This is a genomic window from Pseudobdellovibrionaceae bacterium (genome assembly GCA_019637875.1).
In the GTDB taxonomy this organism is placed as follows: Bacteria; Bdellovibrionota; Bdellovibrionia; order Bdellovibrionales; family Bdellovibrionaceae; genus JAHBUW01.
This window is the reverse complement of the sequence record JAHBUW010000006.1, coordinates 88,983-112,045: the sequence shown is the minus strand read 5'-3', so window position 1 is coordinate 112,045 and position 23,063 is coordinate 88,983. Positions and strand designations below refer to the sequence as shown.

Annotated in this window: 18 protein-coding genes and 1 tRNA gene; 12 read left to right on the top strand and 7 right to left on the bottom strand. The window is 59.3% G+C overall.

Features of this window, described 5'->3' with window-relative positions:
• Positions 1-131: 131 nt before the first annotated feature.
• The gene (locus KF767_09340; GenBank protein MBX3018081.1) at positions 132-3,461 is read left to right on the top strand and encodes a hypothetical protein; all 3,330 of its coding nucleotides are present in this window, start codon (positions 132-134) and stop codon (positions 3,459-3,461) included.
• A gap of 37 nt (positions 3,462-3,498) precedes the next feature.
• Here the strand turns inward: KF767_09340 and KF767_09335 are convergent, their stop codons facing one another.
• The 4 genes from KF767_09335 to KF767_09320 all read right to left on the bottom strand — a co-directional run bounded on the left by KF767_09335 (position 3,499) and on the right by KF767_09320 (position 9,584).
• Positions 3,499-4,890: a DUF1552 domain-containing protein gene (locus KF767_09335; protein ID MBX3018080.1), complete on the bottom strand. Its 1,392-nt coding sequence runs from the start codon at positions 4,888-4,890 to the stop codon at positions 3,499-3,501.
• A gap of 7 nt (positions 4,891-4,897) precedes the next feature.
• A complete protein-coding gene (locus tag KF767_09330; protein MBX3018079.1) occupies positions 4,898-7,015 on the bottom strand; it encodes a DUF1592 domain-containing protein in 2,118 nt (705 codons plus the stop codon).
• Positions 7,016-7,153: 138 nt separating this feature from the next.
• On the bottom strand, positions 7,154-8,002 hold the full coding sequence (locus KF767_09325) for a hypothetical protein (protein MBX3018078.1): 849 nt from the start codon (positions 8,000-8,002) through the stop codon (positions 7,154-7,156).
• A gap of 208 nt (positions 8,003-8,210) precedes the next feature.
• On the bottom strand, positions 8,211-9,584 hold the full coding sequence (locus tag KF767_09320) for a porin family protein (protein MBX3018077.1): 1,374 nt from the start codon (positions 9,582-9,584) through the stop codon (positions 8,211-8,213).
• Positions 9,585-9,881: 297 nt separating this feature from the next.
• On the opposite strand from KF767_09320, the gene KF767_09315 reads away from it, so the two are divergent.
• Positions 9,882-9,969 (top strand) — tRNA-Leu (locus tag KF767_09315).
• A gap of 28 nt (positions 9,970-9,997) precedes the next feature.
• Positions 9,998-10,366: a hypothetical protein gene (locus KF767_09310; protein MBX3018076.1), complete on the top strand. Its 369-nt coding sequence runs from the start codon at positions 9,998-10,000 to the stop codon at positions 10,364-10,366.
• On the opposite strand, the gene KF767_09305 is transcribed toward KF767_09310, so the two are convergent.
• The 3 genes from KF767_09305 to KF767_09295 form a co-directional block, all read right to left on the bottom strand.
• Entirely contained in the window at positions 10,363-11,229 is an 867-nt protein-coding gene (locus tag KF767_09305) for a TIGR02147 family protein (protein ID MBX3018075.1), read from the bottom strand. The two genes, KF767_09310 and KF767_09305, sit on opposite strands and share 4 nt — an antisense overlap.
• Positions 11,220-11,639: a hypothetical protein gene (locus KF767_09300; GenBank protein ID MBX3018074.1), complete on the bottom strand. Its 420-nt coding sequence runs from the start codon at positions 11,637-11,639 to the stop codon at positions 11,220-11,222. Before KF767_09300 ends, KF767_09305 begins: the two co-directional genes overlap by 10 nt.
• 115 nt (positions 11,640-11,754) lie before the next feature.
• On the bottom strand, positions 11,755-12,324 hold the full coding sequence (locus KF767_09295; protein ID MBX3018073.1) for a hypothetical protein: 570 nt from the start codon (positions 12,322-12,324) through the stop codon (positions 11,755-11,757).
• 267 nt (positions 12,325-12,591) lie between these two features.
• On the opposite strand from KF767_09295, the gene KF767_09290 reads away from it, so the two are divergent.
• The 9 genes from KF767_09290 to pnp all read left to right on the top strand — a co-directional run bounded on the left by KF767_09290 (position 12,592) and on the right by pnp (position 22,967).
• The gene (locus tag KF767_09290) at positions 12,592-13,344 is read left to right on the top strand and encodes a hypothetical protein (GenBank protein ID MBX3018072.1); all 753 of its coding nucleotides are present in this window, start codon (positions 12,592-12,594) and stop codon (positions 13,342-13,344) included.
• A 116-nt stretch (positions 13,345-13,460) separates the two neighbouring features.
• Positions 13,461-13,787 (top strand): GNAT family N-acetyltransferase, encoded by a 327-nt coding sequence (locus KF767_09285; GenBank protein MBX3018071.1) that lies wholly within the window; start codon positions 13,461-13,463, stop codon positions 13,785-13,787.
• Positions 13,788-13,973: 186 nt separating this feature from the next.
• Positions 13,974-14,546 (top strand): ribosome maturation factor RimP, encoded by a 573-nt coding sequence (locus KF767_09280; protein MBX3018070.1) that lies wholly within the window; start codon positions 13,974-13,976, stop codon positions 14,544-14,546.
• Positions 14,546-15,961 (top strand): transcription termination/antitermination protein NusA, encoded by a 1,416-nt coding sequence (gene nusA / locus KF767_09275; protein MBX3018069.1) that lies wholly within the window; start codon positions 14,546-14,548, stop codon positions 15,959-15,961. The genes KF767_09280 and nusA overlap by 1 nt, the downstream gene beginning before the upstream one ends.
• Positions 15,958-18,930, top strand: a complete 2,973-nt coding sequence (infB, locus tag KF767_09270) for a translation initiation factor IF-2 (GenBank protein ID MBX3018068.1) — start codon at positions 15,958-15,960, stop codon at positions 18,928-18,930. Before nusA ends, infB begins: the two co-directional genes overlap by 4 nt.
• A 26-nt stretch (positions 18,931-18,956) precedes the next feature.
• The gene (rbfA, locus tag KF767_09265) at positions 18,957-19,358 is read left to right on the top strand and encodes a 30S ribosome-binding factor RbfA (GenBank protein MBX3018067.1); all 402 of its coding nucleotides are present in this window, start codon (positions 18,957-18,959) and stop codon (positions 19,356-19,358) included.
• A gap of 8 nt (positions 19,359-19,366) precedes the next feature.
• Positions 19,367-20,275: a tRNA pseudouridine(55) synthase TruB gene (truB, locus tag KF767_09260; protein MBX3018066.1), complete on the top strand. Its 909-nt coding sequence runs from the start codon at positions 19,367-19,369 to the stop codon at positions 20,273-20,275.
• 159 nt (positions 20,276-20,434) lie between these two features.
• Positions 20,435-20,704 carry a 30S ribosomal protein S15 gene (rpsO, locus tag KF767_09255; GenBank protein ID MBX3018065.1) on the top strand — a complete coding sequence of 90 codons (270 nt, stop codon included), beginning with the start codon at positions 20,435-20,437 and terminating at the stop codon, positions 20,702-20,704.
• A 157-nt stretch (positions 20,705-20,861) separates the two neighbouring features.
• A complete protein-coding gene (gene pnp / locus KF767_09250) occupies positions 20,862-22,967 on the top strand; it encodes a polyribonucleotide nucleotidyltransferase (GenBank protein MBX3018064.1) in 2,106 nt (701 codons plus the stop codon).
• Positions 22,968-23,063 lie beyond the last annotated feature (96 nt).

Sequence of the window (23,063 nt, the reverse complement as noted above, 5' to 3'; positions counted from 1 at the left end):
CGGGCCGCTCGACCAGAACGGCCCTCTAAAACCCGTCTTAAGGTCTGTCGTAAAACCGCGTGTTCCTTGAAGTTCGAACGACGCCCCCCGAGGTGTCGGGATTGCTTTTCTTCGGCTTCAGGAGAACTCCCATGAAGCCGCTGCTCAGATCCCTCATCGCCTCAAGCCTCCTTGTCAATACTCCCGCCTACGGACAAATCCAGCTCGATGTTTCGGGCCGACACGGTCGGGACGCGGCCCATGGTTATTCGTACTCGGGTTCGGCGGCCAGCGGCTCGGCGGGCTCAAGCGGAAGCCACGGCGCCGACGGTGGGGATGCGGGACTCGCCGAGCGTGGAGAGAACGCGGGACGGCTGCGCGTGCAAGCGCATCTGGAGGCCGCGCGCGGCGAAGTCATCCTCAGCGGCGAAATGCAAAAGCCCGGAAGTTCACCTCAACGCGTGGGCGAGACCTTTCACGTGCAGAACGCGGGCGTCATCAGCTTGGTCGGTCGTGGCGGCAACGGCGGCCGCGGAGGTTGGGGCGGCGACGGTCAAGACGGCGGTCGCGGCGGTGACGGTTGGAACGCGACCGAATCGGGCCACGGAACCGACGGCGGAAACGGCGGTCGCGGTGGGGATGCCGGGCATGGTTCGGACGGAGCGGACGGCGGAAATGGCGCCGAGATCGAACTCCGAATGCGCGCCCAGGATACGGCGGTACTTCTGCTGGTGAAACAAGATATCCGTCCGGGCGTCGGCGGTGAAAAAGGCGCGCATGGTCGTCCCGGTTCGGGCGGGCACGCGGGACAGGGCGGAAGCTCGCATACGTGGACGGAAGTCACCGGCACCCGTGAATGGACCGATAGCGAAGGCAAAACCCACCGCGAGGACATTCGCGAAACCCGCTCGAATCCGGGCGGCTCGGATGGCTGGAGCGGCAGTGGCGGCTTGACGCCCTCGTCCACGCTGCTGGACGGTCAGGACGGTAAAGAAGGAAAATTCGAGATCGCCGTCGTCGAGAAAGACGGAACGACGTCGCGTTACCGCGAAGCCTTCGATCTACAATTGCAAGATTTCAAAATCATCGAAGGTCACCAGAACGGCGTGCTCGAGCCCAGCGAAAAAATCACGGTTGCCGAAATCCGCGTGAAAAACACCGGGCAGATGCCGACGCCGGCTTACTCGAAAACTTTTCTGACTTTGAAAAACGGCGAGTATTTCATCTCGAACGGCGAAGAGCTGGTTCTGGAAAAATCCCTGCAGCCGGGCGAAGAGCACGTTTTTGAAAGACGGCTCAGCTTCACGGTGAAAGAATCGGCGTTCACCGTGGGTGAAGAGCGCTGGCGGGTGCGCGACACCGTTCGCCACGAAGCGTTCGTCCCCGATGTGAATCGGCCCTTTGAACGTTTCGACCGTCCGCGCGAGGTGCAGCTGACCTTCCCCGTCGAGATCGAGCCCGTCGAAGTGCCGCGATCGCTCGCGGCCGGCGAAAGCGGCCGCTTCCTGATTCGGATCAAAAATATTTCGAGTCTGCCTTTGGGGGTGAACGCCCAGGGCCGTCGCGATCTGAGCGTCGAACTTGACCGCAACTTCAGCGGCAAAGAGATGTACGATAATCCCGACGCGAAAATCAAATTCGCGATTCAAGGACAGGTCCTCGAGTTCTCGGGACCGATCCTGCAACAGCTTCTGAGCTTGGATCCCGGCGGCAGCTTGATGCTGGAGGGAAAAGTCCAAGTGCCGGCGACGGCTGATCCGTTCACCTCGAGCGTTTTTCGCGCGGGACTGAACTTGGACGGGCGCGCGATTCAGGCGCGCAACGTGGAGTTGCGGGTCAGTCAGACGTACCGTTACAACAACGAACAGGTGCTGCTCGTCGTGAATTCGGGAACGCCCCGCCAGGTCATTCAGCGTATCACCGAGGCGGCCGGTCATTTGGGGCAAAAGGTCGCCGTGTGGGATCTTTCTTACTATTCGACGCTCGCGTTGACCGAGGCCGTAAATAACGGCTCGACCTTGGCGGACGATTTCAAAAAGGGGACCTTCGTCCTTTTGGCGGACGACTACAAAAATACGACGGGTGAAACCGAACGTGCGAACGATCTGCTCCGTCGTCGCGATCTGATTTCGTCGATCAGCGAAAAGGGCGCGAACTTTCTGGTCATGGGTGAAAATCCGCGCGGCGGACTGCTGGGCGATCACCTCGTGCCGGTCGACGGCAGCGTGGTGAAGAACTACGATTCCTTGGGACAAATGATGGACGCGATCAAAAACGCGCAGTCCCCGGCGGATCTCGCCAAAGCGGCGGGCCAGGATTATACGAAAGCGTTCAGCTCGGTCGAGATCGCGCGCCCTTACTTCTTCGGTCAGCCGAAGGAAAAAACGGTCACGCGTCGGGCGAAACGTCTGGCGGACGCTTTGCGGTCGCGCTTTCCGGACCGCCGTTTCGTGGTGGTCGCCGACTTCAAACCCGAGGCGGCGAACAACGGTCTGCTCGGAACGGGGCTTCTGAAGCGCTGGCGCGTGGGGCGTTTGGAAATCCGCGAAACTCTTGATCCCATGCAGGGGCGGGCCTTCGGCCTGACGGTGCCCGCGGGCGCCCTCGGGGATGCGAACGCGGGGCTGAACGCGAACGAATTCTACACGGCGCTTTTGATGTCGCAGTCCATGACCGCGAAGGCGAACGCTTTCGTCGAGATCGCGGCCAAGATCAAAAGTTCGTCGGGCCGCATCCGTGAGTCGTATGAGCGGATGCTGGGACTCGCGGTCGACGCGATGCTGGCGGACCTGGCCCACGAGCAGGTGCTTTTGCGCGACAAATCCTGGGGACGTTTGAAGTCCGATGAGCTTTTGAGCAAGATGCGCGCGTCAAAGGAACTCCTCTCCAGCCGACTCAATAGCTTCGAGGCGACCGTGCATCCCACGGTGCTGAATCATCTGGTCCGCTTGGTCGCCGAGGCCGAGATGATGGCCGATCGCAATATCGACTGGGTCGGCTTTTTCATGCCGCTGCGTCGGAATGAGCGGGTGAATACGGCGACCGAGCTGATGGCGGCGAAATTGCGCGAGCACATCTTCGGTTTGAAAACCCGAATGGGACTTTTCACGTCGTCCGCCCGCGGCTTTGATGCCGGTGAGATCGAGAAGGGCGTGAAAGCGGCGAAGGTTCAGGCTAAAGCGAAGCTGAATCTGAAAGAGGCGGACGCGAAAGGTCTTTCGTACCTGAAGTCGGTGAGTGCGCGTTTGGGACTGGACCGCTTCTTCCAGGGCGCGAATGAAGAGAACCGCACGGTGAAAACGATTTCGGGTCGCGAAGCGGAAGGTCTGCGCGTTCAGGACACCCAGCGCACGAACGACATCGTCCACCGCGAAACGGTCGACCGCCACAACCGCGCGGCCCTGATGGACGGCGCCTACGACGCCTCGGCCACCGTCCGCCGCGCCGGCGGCGGGCGCTGCGAGGCTGTCCACGCGCCTTAGCGCGTGGCCAGAGACCAGCCGCGCCTTCGCTTCAATATTAGCCGAGATTGATGGCCGAGCTGTGGCCCTGGAAGCTCGTGACGTTGTGACCCAGGCGCTGCATGATCGCCAGGTGCAGGCCGCGCAGGTCGGTGCCGGCGGGCTGGTGCAGCTGGCGGCCCGTGCGCATGAGGTTCTTACCTCCGGCGAGCATGACCGGTAGGCCGTAAAGATTGATGTCGTAACCGGCCGCCGTGTGATTGCCTTCGTCCACGCCGAAGCCGGAAAGAATCAAGGTGTTGTCCAGAAGGGGAACCCCGGCCGCGTCCGTGGACGAGCGCAGGCGATCCATCAGATAGAACAGATAGCTCAGGTAAAAGCGGTCGCGGCTGATGCAGCGATCGTTTTTGATGGCTTGCCCTTCGTGGTGGGCGACGTCGATGTGATTCTCTTCGTCGTTGAGTTGCACGCCGTTATACAACAGCGAAGTTGGGATCTTGCCGCGGAAGCGACGGCTGGCCGTCTCGGCGTCGAAATTCAGAGTGACGATCCGGTGCATATCGCATTTGAAAGCGAAGACGATCAGGTCCATGAACGCTTTCAGGCGCTCCGGGAAATCCAGACCATTGCAATAGAAGTCTTCGTTGTTCAGGGTGTTCGCGATGCTCGGGGCCGTGGTGCAGCCAGCGGGCACGACCGGCGGGGTCGCCTTCATTTTGACTTCGAGTTCGCGAAGCGAGGTCAAATAGTCGTCGAGCTTCGCGCGATCCGACGCCGTCAGCCGCGTGTTCAACCGGGTGATCGAGGCGGTGAGCGAATCGAGCACGCTGGGGTTACGGGCCAGGGCCATGTCGGTGGCGACCGCGGTCGCGCCGATCAAGGTCGTCGCGAGCGCCACGGGGTTTTTGATTCCGTTGACGCCCTTGCGGTCTTTGTAGCTGACGTATTCTCCGTAAGGATAGGCGGTCGAATCCGCGCGGATGTCGGCCGAGCCTCCGCCCGAGATGACGATCGGATCTTTGGCGCCCAAAGAATTGCGCATCAACCAGTCGATGGAGTCACCTTGGATCGTGCAGGTCGTTTCGTTCGAGGTCGCGTGCGCGCAGGTGAGAAAGCCCGAGATCCCGACCGAGTGGGCGCCGCCGAAGGGCGTGCGGAAGGCTTCGTTGTTGCGCAGTCCGCGCAGCAGCGTCACTTCATTCATTTGCGAAGCGAAGGGACTGAAGATCGGCGGGAGCGACGGCATCGCGCTGAAGTCACCCGCGTTGCGCGCCCACCAGTTGGCGCCTTGGTTGTGGTAAAGGGCGGTTCCGTTGGGCATGTACAAAGTGACGAAACGTTTGGTGTTCGCCGCTTGCGCGTAGGCGCGCTCGCCGATCAAGCTCTCAAGAAATGGCAGCAGCAAAACGGCGCCGCTCCCTCTTAGAAATTGTCGACGATGGATGGTCATAGATTCCTCACTCCGCCTGCATCGAGAAATTCGGGCTCGACACCAGCTCGTAAACATAATCGGAAAAGACGGTCCCCGAGTTGAACGCGATATAGCCCGTGTGGCTCGAAGCGCACTTCTCGTAGGAGTTTGCGGGCCGATTTTCACCTAAACGGACTAAACTTTGGGCGATGCAGGAATGCGCCTGACTCACTTTGGGAAGCTGCTCGACCAGCTGGCGCGAGTTCGCGAATTCCAGGCCGGCTTTGCGGTCCGATCCGTAGGATTCGACCACCGAGTTGTCGTGGTAGCGCTCGCGCCATTTGCCGAAGGGATCGAAGTTCTCCATCCCCAGCCCGTAGAGGTCCATCTTCTGGTGGCAGCCCGCGCAGGAGGCCGTTTTCGTATGCACTTCCAGGCGCGCGCGGATCGAACCTTCGTTCGTCACGTCGGTGGGCAGCGCGGGGATGCCGGGCGGGGGCGGCGGCGGTTTTTCGCAAAGGATACGGTCTTGGATCCAGACGCCGCGACGGACGGGGTGCGTGACCGTGGTGCCGCCCGCGGTGGCCGCGAGGACCGAGGCGTGGGTCAGGATCCCCTGGCGGACGGTGCCTACGGTGGAGAGCGCGACGAATTGGTTCGCGGGGGTTCCGGCGGGAAAGCTCAGCCCGTACATCTCGGCGAGCTCTTTGTTCACGAAGGTCTGCTTCGATTCCAAAAGCCAGTTCAGCGGACGATCCGATTGGATCAGATCTTCCAGGAACATCGAAGTCTCGGTGGTGTAAGCATTTTGCAAGGCCGTCGAAAGACCCGTGAAGGTGGCGCTTTCGAAACTCGCGAGACCCAACCATTCTTTACGTAAAACCGAGGCTAAACGTTTGGCGCGGTCGTCCTTCAGCATCCGTTTCACTTGGGTTTTGAGGACGGCCGGGTCGGACAGGCGGGCGGCGGCGGCCTCCGCGCGCAAGGTCTCGTCCGGGACCGACTGCCACAGCAGGAAAGACAACTTCGACGCGAGTCCGAACTCGGTGAGTTTGCCGTCGTTCGCCGCGTGACGGACGAGCATGAAACGCGGATCCATCAGCAGCGACACGACCGCGTCCCCAAGGCCACGTTGCAGAATATTGGCGTCATTCACCAAGCTCACCATCCGCGTGGCTTGCGCGGCGATTTCCGCTTCGCCATCACCCATGCGGAACAGGCGCGCGCTCATTTCCGTAAAGACCTTTTGCAGGCAGGCGTTGCCGGTGGGGGCGGCGGGGCCCGGCGGTAGGCCCGTCCAGGTCAGATTGCGCACGATGAGGTTACGGTCGTAGGTCGTCGCGCCTACGGTCTCCATGCCGTCGTTATCGAAGAGCAGCACGACGTCATGCGAGCCGGCGACGAGATTCAAATTCACCACGTAGCTCGCTTCGACGGTCGAGGTCACGTTGATCTCTTGTTCGACCGCGCCGTTCACCATGACGACCATGCGGGCGGCCGGAAAGTTTGCGGGCATGTCGGTTTGCAGGGCGCGAATGGTGATCGTGTGTTCACCCGTTTTCGTGGTGAAGAATTTTTGTGAAATGCGTCCATTCGACCAAAGCATATAGCCTTCGGTGCCGCTGTTGGCCCCGAAGCTTCCCGCTCCGGGATCGCGGTACATGTCTTTGGCGGCGACTTTTAGATTCGAGGCAATCACCAAGGCGTCCGACGGCGGCGGTGTGATCGAGCAGTGGAACACTTTGAAGTAGGGACTGGATGAGTTGTTGTACCCGGCGATCAAGGTCGAGGCCACGCGCTCGGCGGCGTTATAGAATTTGTTGAGGTGATCGAGATCGAAGCTTCCGAGCGCCTGTGCGTCGTTACGGAAGCCGCTCGGGCCAAGGGCGTTCGTCGGTAGGATGGACGAAAGATCCGGCTGCACGCCGAGCACGTCGTAAACGGCATTTTTGTATTCTTCGTTGGAAAGGCTGCGCAGTTGGACGGGGGTCGAGCGCGGAAGGCCGCAGTTCTTTTCGACGACGATGGAGGGCAGATCGACGCTGCCTTCCGGAAGCTCATCCGCAACCATCACGGGCTTGCAGTTTTGGAAAGTCATCGCCACGAGGACGAGGGCCACCACCGAAAGCCATGAATTCAATTGAGCCCGTTTTGCCTTCGGCACGCTTCGCACTCCCGTCCTTGTAGAATAAGTCGACGGGTGGAGAGTTCTTAAGCGGTCTTTTCGAATTGGCTCAAGATGAGCTGTCCCGGCGCAAAAGGGAGCGTCCCATGATGAGACGCTTCGTCCGAACAGGGGATTTTAGCGTTCGCGGAGTTCGGACGGCGTCGGGAGCCCCAGCGCGCGCACGTCGGGCTTCGCGGCGAACCAACGCATGAGCTGTTGGAAGTAGCCGGCGTACCAGTCCTGTTCGGCATTCACGTCGAGCCCCATCTGCACGCGGTCGTAGGCGCCGATCTGCATGCTGAACTTTTCGGGCTCGGAAATCGTCACGCGCATCTGTCCCCCGGGATCGAGCGCGCTCATCTGACGGACCCAGTCTTTCAGTTCGAGCGGTTCGCCCCAGTAAGAGTCAAGGACCCACCACGTCCCGGGCGTCGTCCCGCGCACGATCGTCGCGACGTGAAATTGCCAGACGAGATCGCCCGAGTTCAAATTTCCCACGGCCCAGACCTTTTTGATCGAGTCTTTCAGCACGCCCAGGTGAAGCAGCATGAGGTGCGTGTAGGTCGCGCGGCCAAAACAAAAGCCGATCTCGACGCCGGGTTGTTTGTTGAAGCGGCGGGTTTCGGTTTCGGCGACGATGGGGTGGCGCGCGATCGAATCCACGAGCCGTGTCGCGAGATCTTCGTCAATCGCGACAACGCGTCCGCGCGACTCACCCACGGGCAGACAGGCGAGATCCAGAAGCGTTTGGTCGTTGGCGGCCTTCATCTGCGCGGGCGACTGGTTGCGTAGGCTTTCGAGCCAATCCATGAACAGGTCGCGGGGAACGGCCTCTTGGTGCGCGCGCAGGACCGCGGCGGCCTCAGAGGTCGCGGGGCAGGCGGGCGCCGCTTCCGACCCCCAGGGCCACCATCCGGCGTGGACGTTCAGGGTGCAAAGAAGCGGGAGCAGGAGAGCGAAGGGGCGGAGCCTGTTGAGCTGCATAGGGGGAACCTCGGCCCTGGGTCTCGCAAGGGGCGGGGGTTCTGGCAAGGCGGGGGAGGGCCGGCGTGCAAAAACGAATAAAAATGCCGTCGGTCCAATGAAAAAAGCCCCGCCTAGACAATCTAGACGGGGCCCACCACATAACCCAAGGAACTTCAAACCATCGGGCATTTCGCGGTCCGAAGTTCCCAACCCAAAAGAGAGAACCTTAGAACGTTGCCCGACCCACGAGCGAGAAGTTGAGGTAATTCAACTCTTCGATGGGAGTACCTGTACCAATCACTTGTTGCGAGAAACGGCGTTGGAAGCCGTCGCTCGACGAGCGGTTGAAGACGTTCCACATATAGCGGACGTCCGCACCGATCGAGAACGAACGCGTCACTTCGATGTCGGCACCGGCCATCAGACCGACGTCAACCGCGTGCGAGGACGCATCGTTGTTACCGAAAGCCAACTGCACATCCGAGAACGTGCGGTAGTTGTAGGCGAGGACACCACCAACTACGGGACGGAACGAACCGCCGAGCAGTTGATATTTGATCACGCCCGAACCCGTGTACTGGTCCATCTCGGTGATACGCGAGTAGTAGGGATCGTAGCCCCAGGGGCCGCTATCCATCTGCTCGATCGAGAAGTTCGAGTACTGGAAGGTTCCTTCGACCAACATACGGTCGTTGATCTTCGTACCGATCGCGAAACCGAGCGAGTAGTTTCCGCGGACGTTCTGCACGTCGGGGAAATCGCCCATACCGATCATTCCGGCCACGTAGCCACGAGTTTCGGTCTCGGCTTCGTGTTCGGCGTTTTTCTTATGCGAGTCGAGCTCGGCGCGGAGTTCGTTTTTGATCGCTTCGCGGTCGATGATCGTCTCTTCTTTTTTATCGATGATCACGACCTGCGACTCTTCGGCCTTTTTGACCTCGGGCTGCTGCACGATCACCGGTACGGGAACGTAAACGGGCTGTTGCGCCGGCACGTCCACCATCACGGGTTGCGCTTTTTGCTCTTGCACCGCAGTTTGCTGCGACGAAGCCTGCGCACCTTGCGTGACATCACCTTGAACGCCATAATTTTCGTTCACGATGATCTGTTTTTGCTCGGTTTCCTGAGCGGCTTTTTGCTCGCTCTGGTTCATGAGCTTGTTGAAACGATCACCGAAAAGGACTTCCGCACGACGGCGTTCGTCTTCCAGGCGCGAGTGCTCGATGCGCTCGACCAGCTTTTCTTCGGTTTTCATTTCGGCGTCTTGGCGCGCTTTGCGCAGACGGTCCGCGCGCGACTCGGTCAAAGGCGAAGCTTCGATCACGGTCGTGGGCTGTTTCTGAACCACTTTGGTTTCCACTTCCGTGGTCGTGACGGTCGCGGCTTTCGCCTCGGTCCGCTGACCAATATCGGTCACTTGCCCCGCGGATTGATTCTGATTCGGACTTGCTTGGACGTTCACCTGTACGGAGGGCGCCGAGTTGCGCACTTGGTACATGCGGTCCAGTTCCGCATTGATTTCGTCATCCAATGAACTCTGCGCGAGCACCATCGATGCCGGCACGAGTGCGAGGACGGCGATTAAAGCCAGTCGTTTCATAGTCTCTCTCCTTACAATCACCCGCCCCTGCGAATGACTTTGATCATGTGTTTGAAACTCGGGAAGACCCATGAGCAACGGCCGTGCCCAAAAACGGGCAAATGGACCGAATCGCTAAGTCTTCGACACTGCGTCAATTTTTGTCTCAGGCGGAAGAGGGTGGAGTGGCACACGTCTTGGGCAAGTGACGAGGCTTGTGACAAGGCGGGTAAGAATTTCCTTGAGCTCCTCGCGAACTCCCTCTATTTCTGAGGACTCCAATTGGTGGGCTTTACTGAATAAAGCCGCCGTGACCGTGGCCCTGTGGTGGAATTGGTAGACGCGCTGGACTCAAAATCCAGTGCCCTTTGCGGGCGTGGGAGTTCGATTCTCCCCGGGGCCACCACTTCTTGACTCTTTTGAGGATCCTCCGCGTGCTTCAGATCGAATGCGGAAATGCGACTCCCACTCTCGTGACCAACGAAATCGAATTTTTGTCGTCGCCGCGACGAATGAAGCGAGCACTTCAGTTTTTGGGTGGCTTCTGGGCCGCGGCGCTGCTCTCGATCCCTCTTCCCGGTTTGCATTTCGTGCTCGTGCCTGGCTTTTTCTTGGCCGGTCTCGGCTACTTTTTTGTCAAACTTCGCGAGACGCGGCGGTTGTCCTTGCAGGGGACGAACTGTCCGTCGTGCGGGAAGCCGCTCAAGGACGCGGTTCTTCATTTCGGGTCGGATTTCCCGCGCCTCTATTGTTATGAGTGCCGTCAGCACCTCTGGCTCAGCGAAGCGCCGTCCCGTCCTTAGGACTCATGCCCCTCGCCGGGACCGGTGATGGGGATCATGTAGGTCCCCAGCTGAACGATGCGGTCGGGGGCGGTTTCGGATTCCAACCAACCGATGATCTCGTCTTGAAAACGACGGATACGGGCTTTCAGCTCGGGCAGTTTGTCGCTGGAAATCGGGATGTTCAAAATTCCCAGCTCGCGTTTGTCGCGGTCCAGGCGTGGCAGCACCCGCATCCAGGTCTCGAGCATCCGGCGATGGTGGGACAAGATCTGCAGTTCGTTGAACGCGTCGCCCGTATCGATCACGGGCTCGGTCTGCCGGTAGCGGCCGTTCTCTTGACGAAGGAAGCCGCTCTTTTCCAGAAGCGAGAGCGAGGCCTCGGCTTCGGCCACGCTGATGAGGTCCCGCAGGCGTCGCGAGATCCACTCCCCCGAGGCTTCGAAGTCCGGAAGCGCGACGAGCTCGCGCACGAGCAGATGGTACCACTCCGTCAGCACCTCGGCTTGGGCGCGTGGGATCTCGCGGCTGGCGAGCTTTTTGGTGCGCCGAAAGATCTCGGCCTGCATTTTCTCGCGGCCGGATTCGGTTTTCGCGTTTTCGAAACCGACCAAAGCGACGAAGTAGGCCTTCTCGTCCGCGCTGAGGTGCAGGGCGGTGGCGATCGCCTCGGCGACCTCTTCCGAGAGCTTGCGCTGTCCTTGGATGACGAGCTGCAAGTAGTTGGGGCTTTTGAGTCCCGCGAGCTGCGAAAAGCGCCGGTAGGAAAAACCGGCGCGCAGACTTTTTTTGAACGCGTAGATGTCGGCCAGAAAACGGCGATAGTCGCGGTAACGGTAGATCGAGGGGCGGGGCGCGTTTTCCGGAGGCGTCGTCATTTCCATACGCAGCGGCCCCCGTCGAGCGTCAGGCTTCCGATCAACTGCGCCAGCGCGGCTTGAACCTGCGCTTGCGGCGCCCCCACGATGACCACACCCTTGCGTTCACCCCATGACAGGACGGTCGTCGTCGTCGCCCCGTTGACCGCGCTCAACGCGAGGACACAGGGTTCCGGAGTCTGCAGGAGCGTCCACGTGGCGCCAAGGCCTTGGTAGTAGGCGAGGGTGCCGTCGCGGCTCGTGTCGGGAAGGGCCGGATACTCGGTGGCCAGCCGGTAGAGATCGAGCGTCGCGTTCGTCGTCGCGTGGGGACCGAAGAAGACACCGCCCGCGAGGGGGGCCGTCAAGCGGAGGGCGCCATCGCCGAGGTTGCGGACGTCGAAAAAGCTCGGCGGAATCTGGGCCTGAAAACCCAATTCGGGGTCTGCGATGACGGAGTTTCCGACTCGGGAAATCGGAAACGCCCGGGGGGCGGCGAAAGCCACCCCACAGAGTAAAATCAGGCTGAGATAATTCGGGCGAAGCATCGGCTTAGTCCTCAAACTTGAAGATGACGTTGATGCGTTCTTCAAGGACGCGGTCGCCGTCTTGATCGGAGCTCAAGTTTTCACCCCACACATTCGTCACCAGCATCCGCGCGTTGGGTTCCACCGCGTTGATGGACGGGGGAAGCGATTTCGCGAAAGTGCCGCTCTTCGTTTGCACCCAAACGGATGTGCCGAAAGACTTGAAGTCCATGAGGACTCCGTCGCCGAACATGTCGACATTTTTTTGTTCCGCAACGTATCCCATCAGCATCAGGCGCGACGGTCCGATTTTCAGTGTCGTATCGCAGGTCATGATGTTCGCGGGATCAATCTCGGGATTTTTCGCATCGGCGCCCAGGACGGGGGCGACTCCCGTGACGTTACAAATGACTTCGGTCTTGTAAGCGTAGGTGCCATCGGCTTGCTGCTCCTTGAACAGCTTCGTCGCTTGGACTTTGACTTTCGCAAAGCGGATAGGTTTGTCCGTCGGAGTCGAAGGGTTCGCGTGAGCGGGGATGCCGGCGCCGATCAAAAGAGGAATCAAGGCCAGAGTTGAAAGAAGAGTTTGTTTCATGTTGTGCTCCATAGTTTGAGTTTTAAAGTCTGTATTCGTTTGTTTTCTTTTCCGTGTCGCGACTCGTTCAAAGTCGCTTGAAGACCCCGGTTTCGTCAATGCACCGGAATACGATATCGAAGACTCGCAGAATACGCCGTGCACTCTCGAAACCCCTTCCCTTGGGCGTGTCCCAGGGGATATCGCAGGGTTCCGGCACTGCGTCGGCCTGGTTCTTGGGCTCCACGGCTTTGCGTCGCGGGTGGGATGTGCGACACTGAGGGAGCGATGGCGAAACGGATTCTGATCTTTTTGATGACCTTGGCTCTTCCGATGACAAGCGTCGCACAACCCGCGGCCACGGCGGCTCCGTCGGGTGTTGCCGCGACATCGTCGACCGCGGTTGCGAAAACGCCGCCGCCAATTCTGACCGTGCGTGCGGTCGGCCAAGTCGGCGACCAAATTCTGACCTCAAGAGATGTGATCCTGTCGGGCGTGATCGAACAGTGGCTGTACGCCATTCAAGATCGTCCGTCGGAAACGCTCCGCCGCGCCGAAAAGGAATCCTGGTTTTTGTCTCTGGAGAGTCCGTCGTTTCGTGATCAAGTCTCACGCGTGATGATCGATCTGATGATCAATCTCGAGGCCGAGAACTTCGCGGTGGCCGAGGTGAATCAGCTCGATCTGCAGAAGTACTCTACGCGCCTGATGATCGATTTCGCCATCGTTCCGCAATGGAAGCAGTGGGCGCCGGAGATCGGCGAAGTGCAGTTGATCTTGAAACGCAAACTCCGTTCGCGCGCGTTTCTGGAATTTAAATCCGAAGGCTCGTCGCAGATGGTGTCGGACGACGAAGCGAAAGCCTACTTCGAGGCGAACCGCGCGAAGTTCGGCCCCTATCCCTTCGACCAGTTTAAGAAATCGATCAAAGAGGTCCTCGCGCGCGATAAAACGGATCAAAAACTCAAAGAGTGGTTCGAGGTGCTGAAGAAGAAGTACCGCGTCCGCTTCCTGGGCGCGCCGCAAGAGGGGGGCTTCTGAGCCCGCCCCGCCGCTATGGCCCCCTGAGTAGCGTCCAGGTCCTGAGCATCGCGTCTTGGATCGAAAGGCTGCACCAGCCCGGATTTCATTGGAATGCCCAGCAATATAAGGACGCGGTGGTCGGCCGGGGGGTTTTTGGCGAGCTGGCGGATGAGCCCCGGGCGGCCCTTCTCTGGGCGGACGTCGGGGCGGCGGTCGAGATTTTGGTCCTGATGACCCATCCGGATCATCAAAGACAGGGCCTGATGCGTGAGTTAGGCCCGGAATTCTTTAAGTACTTCACGGGCTTAAAGCCCGAGATCTGGCTCGAGGTCCATGCTCTGAACGCTCCGGCCCGTGCCCTTTATGCGGACTGGGGATTCACTCAAGTCGGCGAAAGGCCTCATTATTACGGGCCTGGCCAAAGCGCGATCTTAATGACGAAGGCCTTGCCAAGCCTTTAGGACGCAGTTACAACGAAAACACTGAAACTTCGCGGCGAGGTCGAAAGACATTCGCGCATGAAGTGGGCCCACCAGCCCACTTTTTTTGTTTCCGGGGTCCATTCGAATCGAAAGCCGATCCCCTGGAAGCTAAAAAACCAGAGGACTCGCATCTTGCAAACAGGAAGAACATTACAGGACGAGTGGATGACGAAGCTGGAAACGATCGCTTCCGATGTCTGCGCGCGCCAGTCAGTCGAACTTTACGATCTGGAATTTGTCGGCACCGGCCAGGGTCGGACGCTGCAGATTTTCATTTCCAAACCCGACGGCAAAATCGGCATCGAAGATTGCTCCAACGTTTCGAAGGGTCTGAACGAGATCCTCGATGCGGATGAAGCGCTGATCCCCGGTGGGCCTTACAGTCTTGAGGTCTCGTCCCCCGGTCTGGAGCGCCCGCTGCGTCGGCCCTCCCACTTTGAAGGGGCCGTGGGCGAAACCGCTTGGGTCAAGCTGACACGCTCGCTCGGCGAGATCGCTCCGGAATTTCCGGTGACGACGCTGCGGAACGCGAAGCAACTGACCGGCAAACTCCTCGCCACGAACACCGAAGGTGTTGAGTTGGACGTCGAGGGAACTCCGACCCGCATCGTTTGGTCGGATATTGATAAAGGTAAAACGGTTTTCGATTTTGACGCTCTCGACACGAAGTCCGAAGGCGCGAAAGCGAACCCGAAAAATAAGAAGAACAAGGATCACAAAAAGAAGGTAGGTCACTAATGGCGGACAATATGTTCTCCGAACTCAGTCGCGTGATTGAACAAGTCGGAAAAGACAAAGGCATCGATCGGGGCGTGATCGTTGAAGCCATCACGCAAGGGATGTTGACCGCCGCTCGTAAAAAGTACGGCACCTACCGCGAGATCGAAGCGACCTACAACGACGACACCGGCGAAATCGAACTCTTCGAGTTCAAAGAGGTCGTCGAGCGCGAAAAATTCATCGATGAAGAAGTCGAGATTCCCTTGGACGAAGCTTTGAAGCTCGATCCCCAGGCGCAGCTTGATGACTCGATCGGGATTAAACTCGATGCGACCGACCTCGGCCGTATCGCCGCGCAAACCGCGAAACAAATCATCCTGCAAAAAGTCCGCGATGCGGAGCGCGAAATCATCTTCAATGAGTTCGAAGCTCGTAAAGGTGAAGTCGTCTCGGGGATCGCTCGTCGAGTCGAGCGCGGCGCGATCGTCGTCGACATGGGCCGTACCGAAGCCTTCATCCCTCCGCGCGAACAGATCCCCGGGGAAGTTTACAAGCCCGGCGATCGTATCCAGGGTTACATTACCGAAGTCCGTCAGACGACGCGCGGTCCGCAGATCATCATGTCGCGCGCGACCGAGCATTATTTGATGAAACTCTTCGAACAAGAGGTTCCCGAGATCTACGACGGCATCGTCGAGATCATGGCCGCGGCCCGCGAGCCCGGCGCCCGCGCGAAAATCGCGGTGCGTTCGAACGATTCGGCGGTGGATCCCGTCGGCGCGTGCGTCGGTATGAAGGGTTCGCGCGTTCAGCAGATCGTGCAAGAGCTCAAAGGCGAGAAGATCGACATCGTTCCCTGGAACGAAGATATCACGCGTTTCGCGGCCAACGCTCTGGCGCCCGCGGAAATCTCGCGGATCTTCATGGACGAAGAGAATAAAGAACTCGAAATCGTCTGCCCCGATAACCAACTGTCGCTCGCGATCGGTAAGAAAGGTCAGAACGTCCGTTTGGCCGCAAAACTGACCGGCTGGCGCATCGACATCTTGGGTGAATCGGCGGCGTCGGCACGTACGGCGGAATCGATCTTCAACCTGATGCTCATCCCGGGCATGAACGAAACGATGGCGCAGAATATCTTCCAGTCGGGTTTCGGTTCATTCACGTCGGTGGCGCAGGCGCAGGCGGCGGATATCATGACGATTCCTGGTTACGACGACCCGGCGAAGGCCGAAAAGCTTGTGGAAGATGCGAAAGCATTGGTCCAAAAGTACAAGACCGAGGGCATCCCGATCCCGCAAAGCCCTCAAGCTCAAGCCGTCCTCAAGGCCGGCAACGACTCCAAGTCGCAGGCGGATCTGCGCTTGAAGCAAGAGATGGAGAAGCTGGCGGGACAATCTTCGAAAGCCGAAACCGGCGAGGGGCGTGAGTGAGTAATTTGAAGGTTTTTGAATACGCGAAAGAAGTGGGGATGACCCCGCTCGCGCTGATGGACAAAATTCGGGAGTGGCAACTTCCGGTGAAGTCCCACATGGCCGAGCTGACGCCCGACCTCATCTCGCAAATCCAAGAGAAAATGAACGCGAAGGACGCGCCCGCGGAGCCCGTGAAAAAAACGGCGACCCGCAAGAAGGCCGCGACCAAAGCGGCGCCGAAGGCTCCGAAAGTGACCACCGTGAAGGCGAAAGCTGCGGCGGCCGCGAAGGAAGAGCCCGTTGAGGCGAAACCGAAATCTTCGGCCACGGTCGTTCGTCGTAAGGCGAAAGCGGTTGAGGAAAAGGCCGATGAGGTCGAACTCCAAGACGATGTCGTTGAATCGGTCGATGACGCCCCCGAAGTGACTCCGGAAGTCTCGGCGAAAACCGAAGACGTTCCGGCCCGCGCCTTGAAAACGGAAGTCCCCGCCGAAGCGGCCGCGCCGGTTGCGGCGAAGCCTGCTCCCGCAGTGGCGGATGTCGTCCCCGAAGCTCAAGTGGAAGCGCGCGCGCCCGAAACGGCTCGTCCGGCGGAAACCGCCAAACCGGCCGCCGAGACCGCGAAGCCCGCGGCGACGGACGCTCCGGCACAGGCTGCCGAAACTCCGGCGGCCGCCGCGGCGCCGACGGGAACGGCCGCACCCACGGGACCGAAGATCGTCGCCCGTAAAAAGGAAGTCGCGATCGGCCAGAGTGGTGTTGCCAGTAACGTGGCGGCGAGTGCGCCCCGTCGTAATATCGTCGGTCGTATGGATTTGTCGCGCGTTCAGGCGCCTCCCGGTCGTCCGACTCCTCGCGGAGACGGCGGGGGTCCCAGCAATTTCTCGCGTCCGACTCGTCCCGGGGAAGGTGGCTTCGCGCCGCGCCCGAAGGGGAATTTGCGCCCTGGATTCATCCAGCAAGCGCCCCCTCCGGATCTTCCGCCCATGGGTGCCGACGACTTCCGTCGTCGCGTCGATAACAGAAAACGTCCCGGTGCCGGTGGCGCGACCGATCCCGCCAGCGCACGTGAGAAGGAAGAACAACCGAAAACGTTCGACGCTGCGGAATTCCGTAAGCGCGAACTGGTGTTCCAGCCGAAGAAGAAAAAAGTCGGACTCAGCCGTCCCGCTCAGGCGACCGTTAAAACGGTTGCGGCCGCGCACAAGCGTGTTCTTAAAGTTGAAGGCGGCATGAAGGTTGGGGATATGGCGCAGACCATGGGTCTGAAAGCCACGGATCTGATCAAAGTGCTGATGAAGAGCGGCGTGATGGCGACCATCAACACCGTCCTTGATTTCGACACGATCGCGCTGATCGCGCCCGAGTTTAAGTGGGAAGCCCAATCGGTTCTCAAAACCGATCAAGATCTCGTCGCGGAAACCGCGTTCGGTGATTTGGACGCGGAACCGGTGGTTCGTCCGCCCGTCGTGACCGTCATGGGTCACGTCGATCACGGTAAAACTTCGCTGCTGGATGCGATTCGCCAAGCCGACGTGGCTTCGGGCGAGGCGGGTGGAATCACCCAGCATATCGGTGCCTATCAAGTTTCGCTGGAAGACGGCTATAAGGTCACCTTCCTCGATACTCCTGGTCACGCGGCCTTCACTGCCATGCGTGCGCGCGGAGCGAACGTCACGGATATCGCGGTCATCGTCGTTGCGGCGGATGACGGCGTGATGCCGCAAACGGCCGAGGCCATCAGCCACGCGAAAGCGGCGGGTGTCCCCATGATCGTGGCGGTCAACAAGATGGATAAGCCGGGCGCGAACCCCGACAAGATCAAGCAACAGCTGACCGAATATGAAGTCGTCCCCGAAGAGTGGGGCGGTAGCACGATGTTCGTGAACGTTTCGGCGCTGAAGAAAACCGGGATCCCCGAGCTTCTCGAGCAGATTCGTCTGATCGCGGAAGTCGCGGAGCTGCGCGCGAACCCGATGCGTTCGGCGAAGGGCGCGGTCATCGAAGCGAAGATTGAAAAGGGACGTGGTCCCGTCGCGACGGTGCTGATCCAAGACGGAACGATCAAAGTCGGTCAGTTCATCGTTGCGGGAACGCAAACGGGTCGCGTGCGCGCGATCATGAACGACAAAGGTGAACGCTTGGAAGAAGCGGGACCCGGAATGCCGGTGCAGATCGGTGGTCTGGGCGGAACGCCGCAAGCGGGTGATAAGTTTGACGTCGTCGCCGATGAAAAAACGGCGGAAGAAGTGGCGGGATACCGTCGCGACGAAGCCGAAAAAGCGGCCCGCGTGACCGGTAAAGCGACGCTCGAGCAGATCTTCGCGAAAGCCACTCGTGGCGACGTGAAGGATCTCGCGGTCGTGCTGAAGGCGGATGTCGCCGGATCGCTCGAAGCGATTCAGGGGATGTTCTCGAAACTGTCCACTCCCGAAGTGAATGTGAAGATCATCCACTCGGCGGTCGGCGGGATTTCGGAATCCGACGTTCTGCTCGCTTCGACGACCAAAGGGATCATCGTTGGTTTCAACGTGCGTCCTGACGGCGCGGCTTCGCAAGCGGCCAAGTCGAAAGGCATCGAGCTTCGGACTTATTCGATCGTTTACGAATTGATGGACGATATGAAGCGGATCATGTCGGGTCTGTTGACTCCGGACGTGGTCGAAAAAGTTATGGGCCGTGCCGAAGTGCGGAACACCTTCAGCGTGCCGAAGATCGGCGTGATCGCGGGTTGCTTCGTCTCCGACGGAAAAATCGCGCGTTCGAATCTGGCGCGACTGGTTCGCGACGGCAAGATCGTTTTCGAAGGCAAGATCAGCTCGCTCAAACGTTTCAAAGACGATGCGCGTGAAGTCGCGACCGGCTTTGAGTGCGGGATCGGGATCGAGAACTTCAACGACATTAAAGTCGGCGATGTGATCGAAGCTTACACCAAGGAAGAAGTGGCGCGTTCACTTGAAGGTCCTGGTGCAGGAGCCGAAGCGTGAAGCGTGGCGGAGCCTCGGGCAATAAGATGAAAGGCGATGGCATCCGCGTCGCCCGCGTCGAGCGCGAGGTTCAGTCCTTGATCTCACGTTTTCTGGCGGGCGCCTATAAGGGCGAGCTGCCGGGACTCGTGACGGTCTCGATGGTGAAGATGCCGGCGGATCTCAAAACCGCGCGCGTCTTCATCAGCTTCTTCAATGCCGCTGAAAAAGAAGAGAAAGAGGGCGTGCAGCTGCTGCAGCGACGCGCGCCCGAAATCCAAAGTTACATCAATGACGAACTCGGCCTGCGTTACTGTCCGCGCCTGACCTTCATGCGTGATGAGACCAGTGAGCGGATCATCGAGATCGACCGCATCCTCCAGGATTTGGATACGCAAAAATCCGGGGCATCGAAGCCCGCATCATCGACGGAGACGTCGGACGAATAGGGCTCCCTTTGTTGGAAAAAAACGGACTTCTGCTTCTTGATAAGCCCGCGGGCTGGACCAGCCACGACGTCGTCGCGCGTGCGCGGCGGATTCTGAATATGAAGTCCATCGGTCACTCGGGCACTCTCGATCCCATGGCGACGGGACTGATGGTCCTTCTGTTGGGCGAGGCGACGAAGCTGTCCCAGTACATTCTGGAAAAAGACAAAGGCTACGAACTCGAGGTGCGGTTCGGGATCACGACCTCCACTTTCGATGCCGAGGGCGAGGTCGTTTCGGAAAAGCCGATCGAGGTTTCCGAAGCCGAGATCGAGGCCGCCGCGCGGGGCTTCGTGGGCGAGATGGAGCTTCCCGTCCCGGCCTTTTCGGCGATCAAAGTCGATGGCCAGAAGCTGATGGACCGGGCCCGCCGGGGGGAAGATTTCACCCCGCCGATGAAGACCATGCACTTTTTTGACCTTGAAATCCTGGGGCAGGCGCCGGGGACTTTGCGGGCCCACATCTCATGCTCCAAGGGCACTTACATCCGGACCTGGGCGCATGAGCTGGGGCAGCGGTTGGGCTGCGGCGCCCATCTGACGGCGCTTCGGCGGACCGTCTCGGAGCCCCACCGGCTGGGGGACGCCGTCACGTTTGAGCAGCTCGAGAACATGGTGGCCGAGGACCGTTGGAGCAAGGGATTCGTGCCTATGAACCAGGCGCTTTCAGAGTGGAAAAGCGTCCGGGCGCAGGGGAATATGGCTCATTTGCTTTCGAACGGGCAGATCTCGCATGACCTCAAAGCCCAGCTGATCCGCATCTTTAAGCCCGGCGAGGACCGGGGAGTGCAAGTTCTGAATGCGAACGGGCAGATCCTGGCTTTGATCGGTTTAGAGGCCGGCAAGGGCTTTACTCTGCGCCGGGTTTTTCGTTATTGACCCCTTGAAGAGCCTTCAGTAAGACCTCAGGACAACTCAGGAAAAAGGCGCGAACGATCGACAGCCATGACGGTCGCTGGGGTTTTTTCCGATGAACTTTTCGTTCTGAAAAGTTCGCGGCCACAAAGGTCCTCGAGTTCCGAAATATCGGAGGCTTTAATGGCAGTCACCAAGTTGCAAAAAGAAGCGATCGTTAAGAAGTTCAAGACCAGCGAACTGGACACCGGTTCGTCGGAAGTGCAGATCGCTCTGCTGACTTCGCGGATCAACGAAATGTCGTCGCACTTCTCGATCCACAAAAAAGACGTGCACGGCGTGCGCGGACTGATGCGTGCGGTCGGTCGCCGTCGTAAACTCCTGGATTACCTCAAGCGCACGAACACCAAGTCGTACGAAAAGGTCATCAAAGAACTCGAAATCCGTAAGTAAGCTTTCGCTTGGCAACTGGACCCCGTCACGACGGGGTCTGTTGTTTTAGGGGGCCCGCGGCTAGCGGGTCCGACTTTCCTTTTTAGAATTTAAGAGTGAGAATAATTTGGCCGAGCCCTCAAAGAATCGGGAACGGCGGAAAGCAAAAGGAGTTTGAATGAAAACCACCGTGACGACTTCAGTCGGCGGACGGCAGATCACCATCGAGACCGGACGTCTCGCAAAACAAGCCGATGGTGCGGCACTGGTCTCTTGCGGTAACAACATCGTTCTCGTGACCGCGGTCTCTTCGAAAAAAGAATCGACTCTCGATTTCTTCCCCCTGCAGGTCGAATACCAAGAAAAATTCTACGCGACCGGACGCATTCCCGGCGGCTACTTCAAACGCGAAGGTAAGCCCACGACAAACGCGGTTCTGACCGCACGTCTGATCGATCGTCCCATTCGTCCCAAGTTCCCCGAAGGCTACCGCAACGAAACGCAGATTGTGGCGACCGTTCTTTCGGCGGACGGCGCTTTCCCCGTCGAAATTTTGGCTTCGATCGGTGCGTCGAGCGCGCTCCACGTTTCGGATATTCCCTTTGACGGTCCCATCGCGGCGGTTCAAGTCGGTCGCGTCGACGGTCAGCTGATCGCGAACCCCACGCCCCAGCAAATGGAGCGTTCGGATTTCGATATCATCGTGGCGGGAACCAAAGTGGGTCTTTTGATGGTCGAAGGCGAGTGCAAACTCGTCAGCGAAGCGGACGCGATGGCGGCCCTGCGCTTCGGTCATGCCTCGCTGATTCCGATCCTGAATGCGCAAGAAGAACTGCGCGAAAAGTCGGGCTCGAAGCCCAAGCGTGCGTTCACGCCCGCGGTGATCGATCCTGCGTTCCGTGAATCCGTCGAAGCGTTCCTGGCACCGAAGATCCACGCGGCTCTGCGCATCCGTGAAAAGGGTGAGCGTTACGCGGCCGGTGATGCGGCGAAAGCCGAAGCGAAGAAGCAATTCGTCGCGACGATCGCGGACGACAAACTCAAAGCGCAGCGTGAAAAAGAGCTGGGCAATATCGTTGAAGATCTGAAGTACAAGACCGCGCGCTCGATGATTCTGGACGACAAGCACCGGATCGACGGCCGTGACATGGTCACCGTCCGTCCGATCGCGTGCGAAGTCGGTTTCCTGCCCCGCGCGCACGGTTCGGGCCTTTTCACTCGCGGTGAGACTCAGGTTCTGGGGACCGTGACTTTGGGAACCGGCGATGACGAACAGTTCATCGATTCGCTCCTGGGTCTGGAAAAGCGCCGCTTCCTGCTGCACTACAACTTCCCCCCGTACTCGGTCGGAGAAACCGGTCGTTTCGGTGGAAACTCGCGCCGCGAACTCGGTCACGGGAACTTGGCGGAACGCTCGTTGAAGATCGCCCTGCCGGACCACGAGAAATTCCCCTACACGATCCGTGTCGTTTCGGAAGTTCTGGAGTCGAACGGTTCGTCGTCGATGGGTACGGTCTGCTCGGGTGCCTTGGCGCTTTTGGACGCGGGTGTTCCCGTGAAGCACAACATCGCGGGAATCGCGATGGGTCTGATCAAAGAGGGCGACCGTTTCGCGGTTCTCTCGGACATCCTGGGTGATGAAGATCACTTGGGCGATATGGACTTCAAAGTGGCGGGTTCGGCAGCCGGGATCTCGGCGCTGCAGATGGATATCAAGATCGACTCCGTTTCGTTCGAAGTGATGGATCAGGCCCTCGCGCAAGCGAAAGACGGCCGTATCCACATCCTGAACGAGATGGAAAAAGTCATGAAGGTGCCCCGTGGTCAGATCTCGGAGTTCGCTCCGCGCATCGAAACCATCCGCATCAATCCCGACAAGATTCGCGAAGTCATCGGTGCGGGCGGTAAAGTCATCCGCGGCATCACCGAGGCGACCGGCGTGAAGATCGAGATCGAAGATGATGGTCAGATCCACATCGCCTCGGCCGATCCTTTGGCGACGAAAAAGGCGATCGCGATGATCCAAGACATCGTTGCGGAAGCCGAAGTCGGCAAGGTCTACAAAGGCAAAGTCGTGAAGATCACGGACTTCGGCGCGTTCGTCGAGATCATGGCGGGGACTCAAGGTCTTCTGCACATCTCGGAGATCACGCACGAGCGTTTGCGTTCGGTGACCGATGTTCTTCATGAAGGCGACGACGTGGACGTGAAAGTCCTCGATATCGACCGTGCGGGCCGCGTGAAACTGTCGCGTAAGGTTTTGCTTTCGAAAGACCAGCACTAAGGGGCTGGTTCTTGATTGCCAGCACTTCGGTGCTGGCCTTGGCTGACCAGCACTAAAAATCTGTTTTGACGCCTCCACTGACGGAGGCGAAAGGAC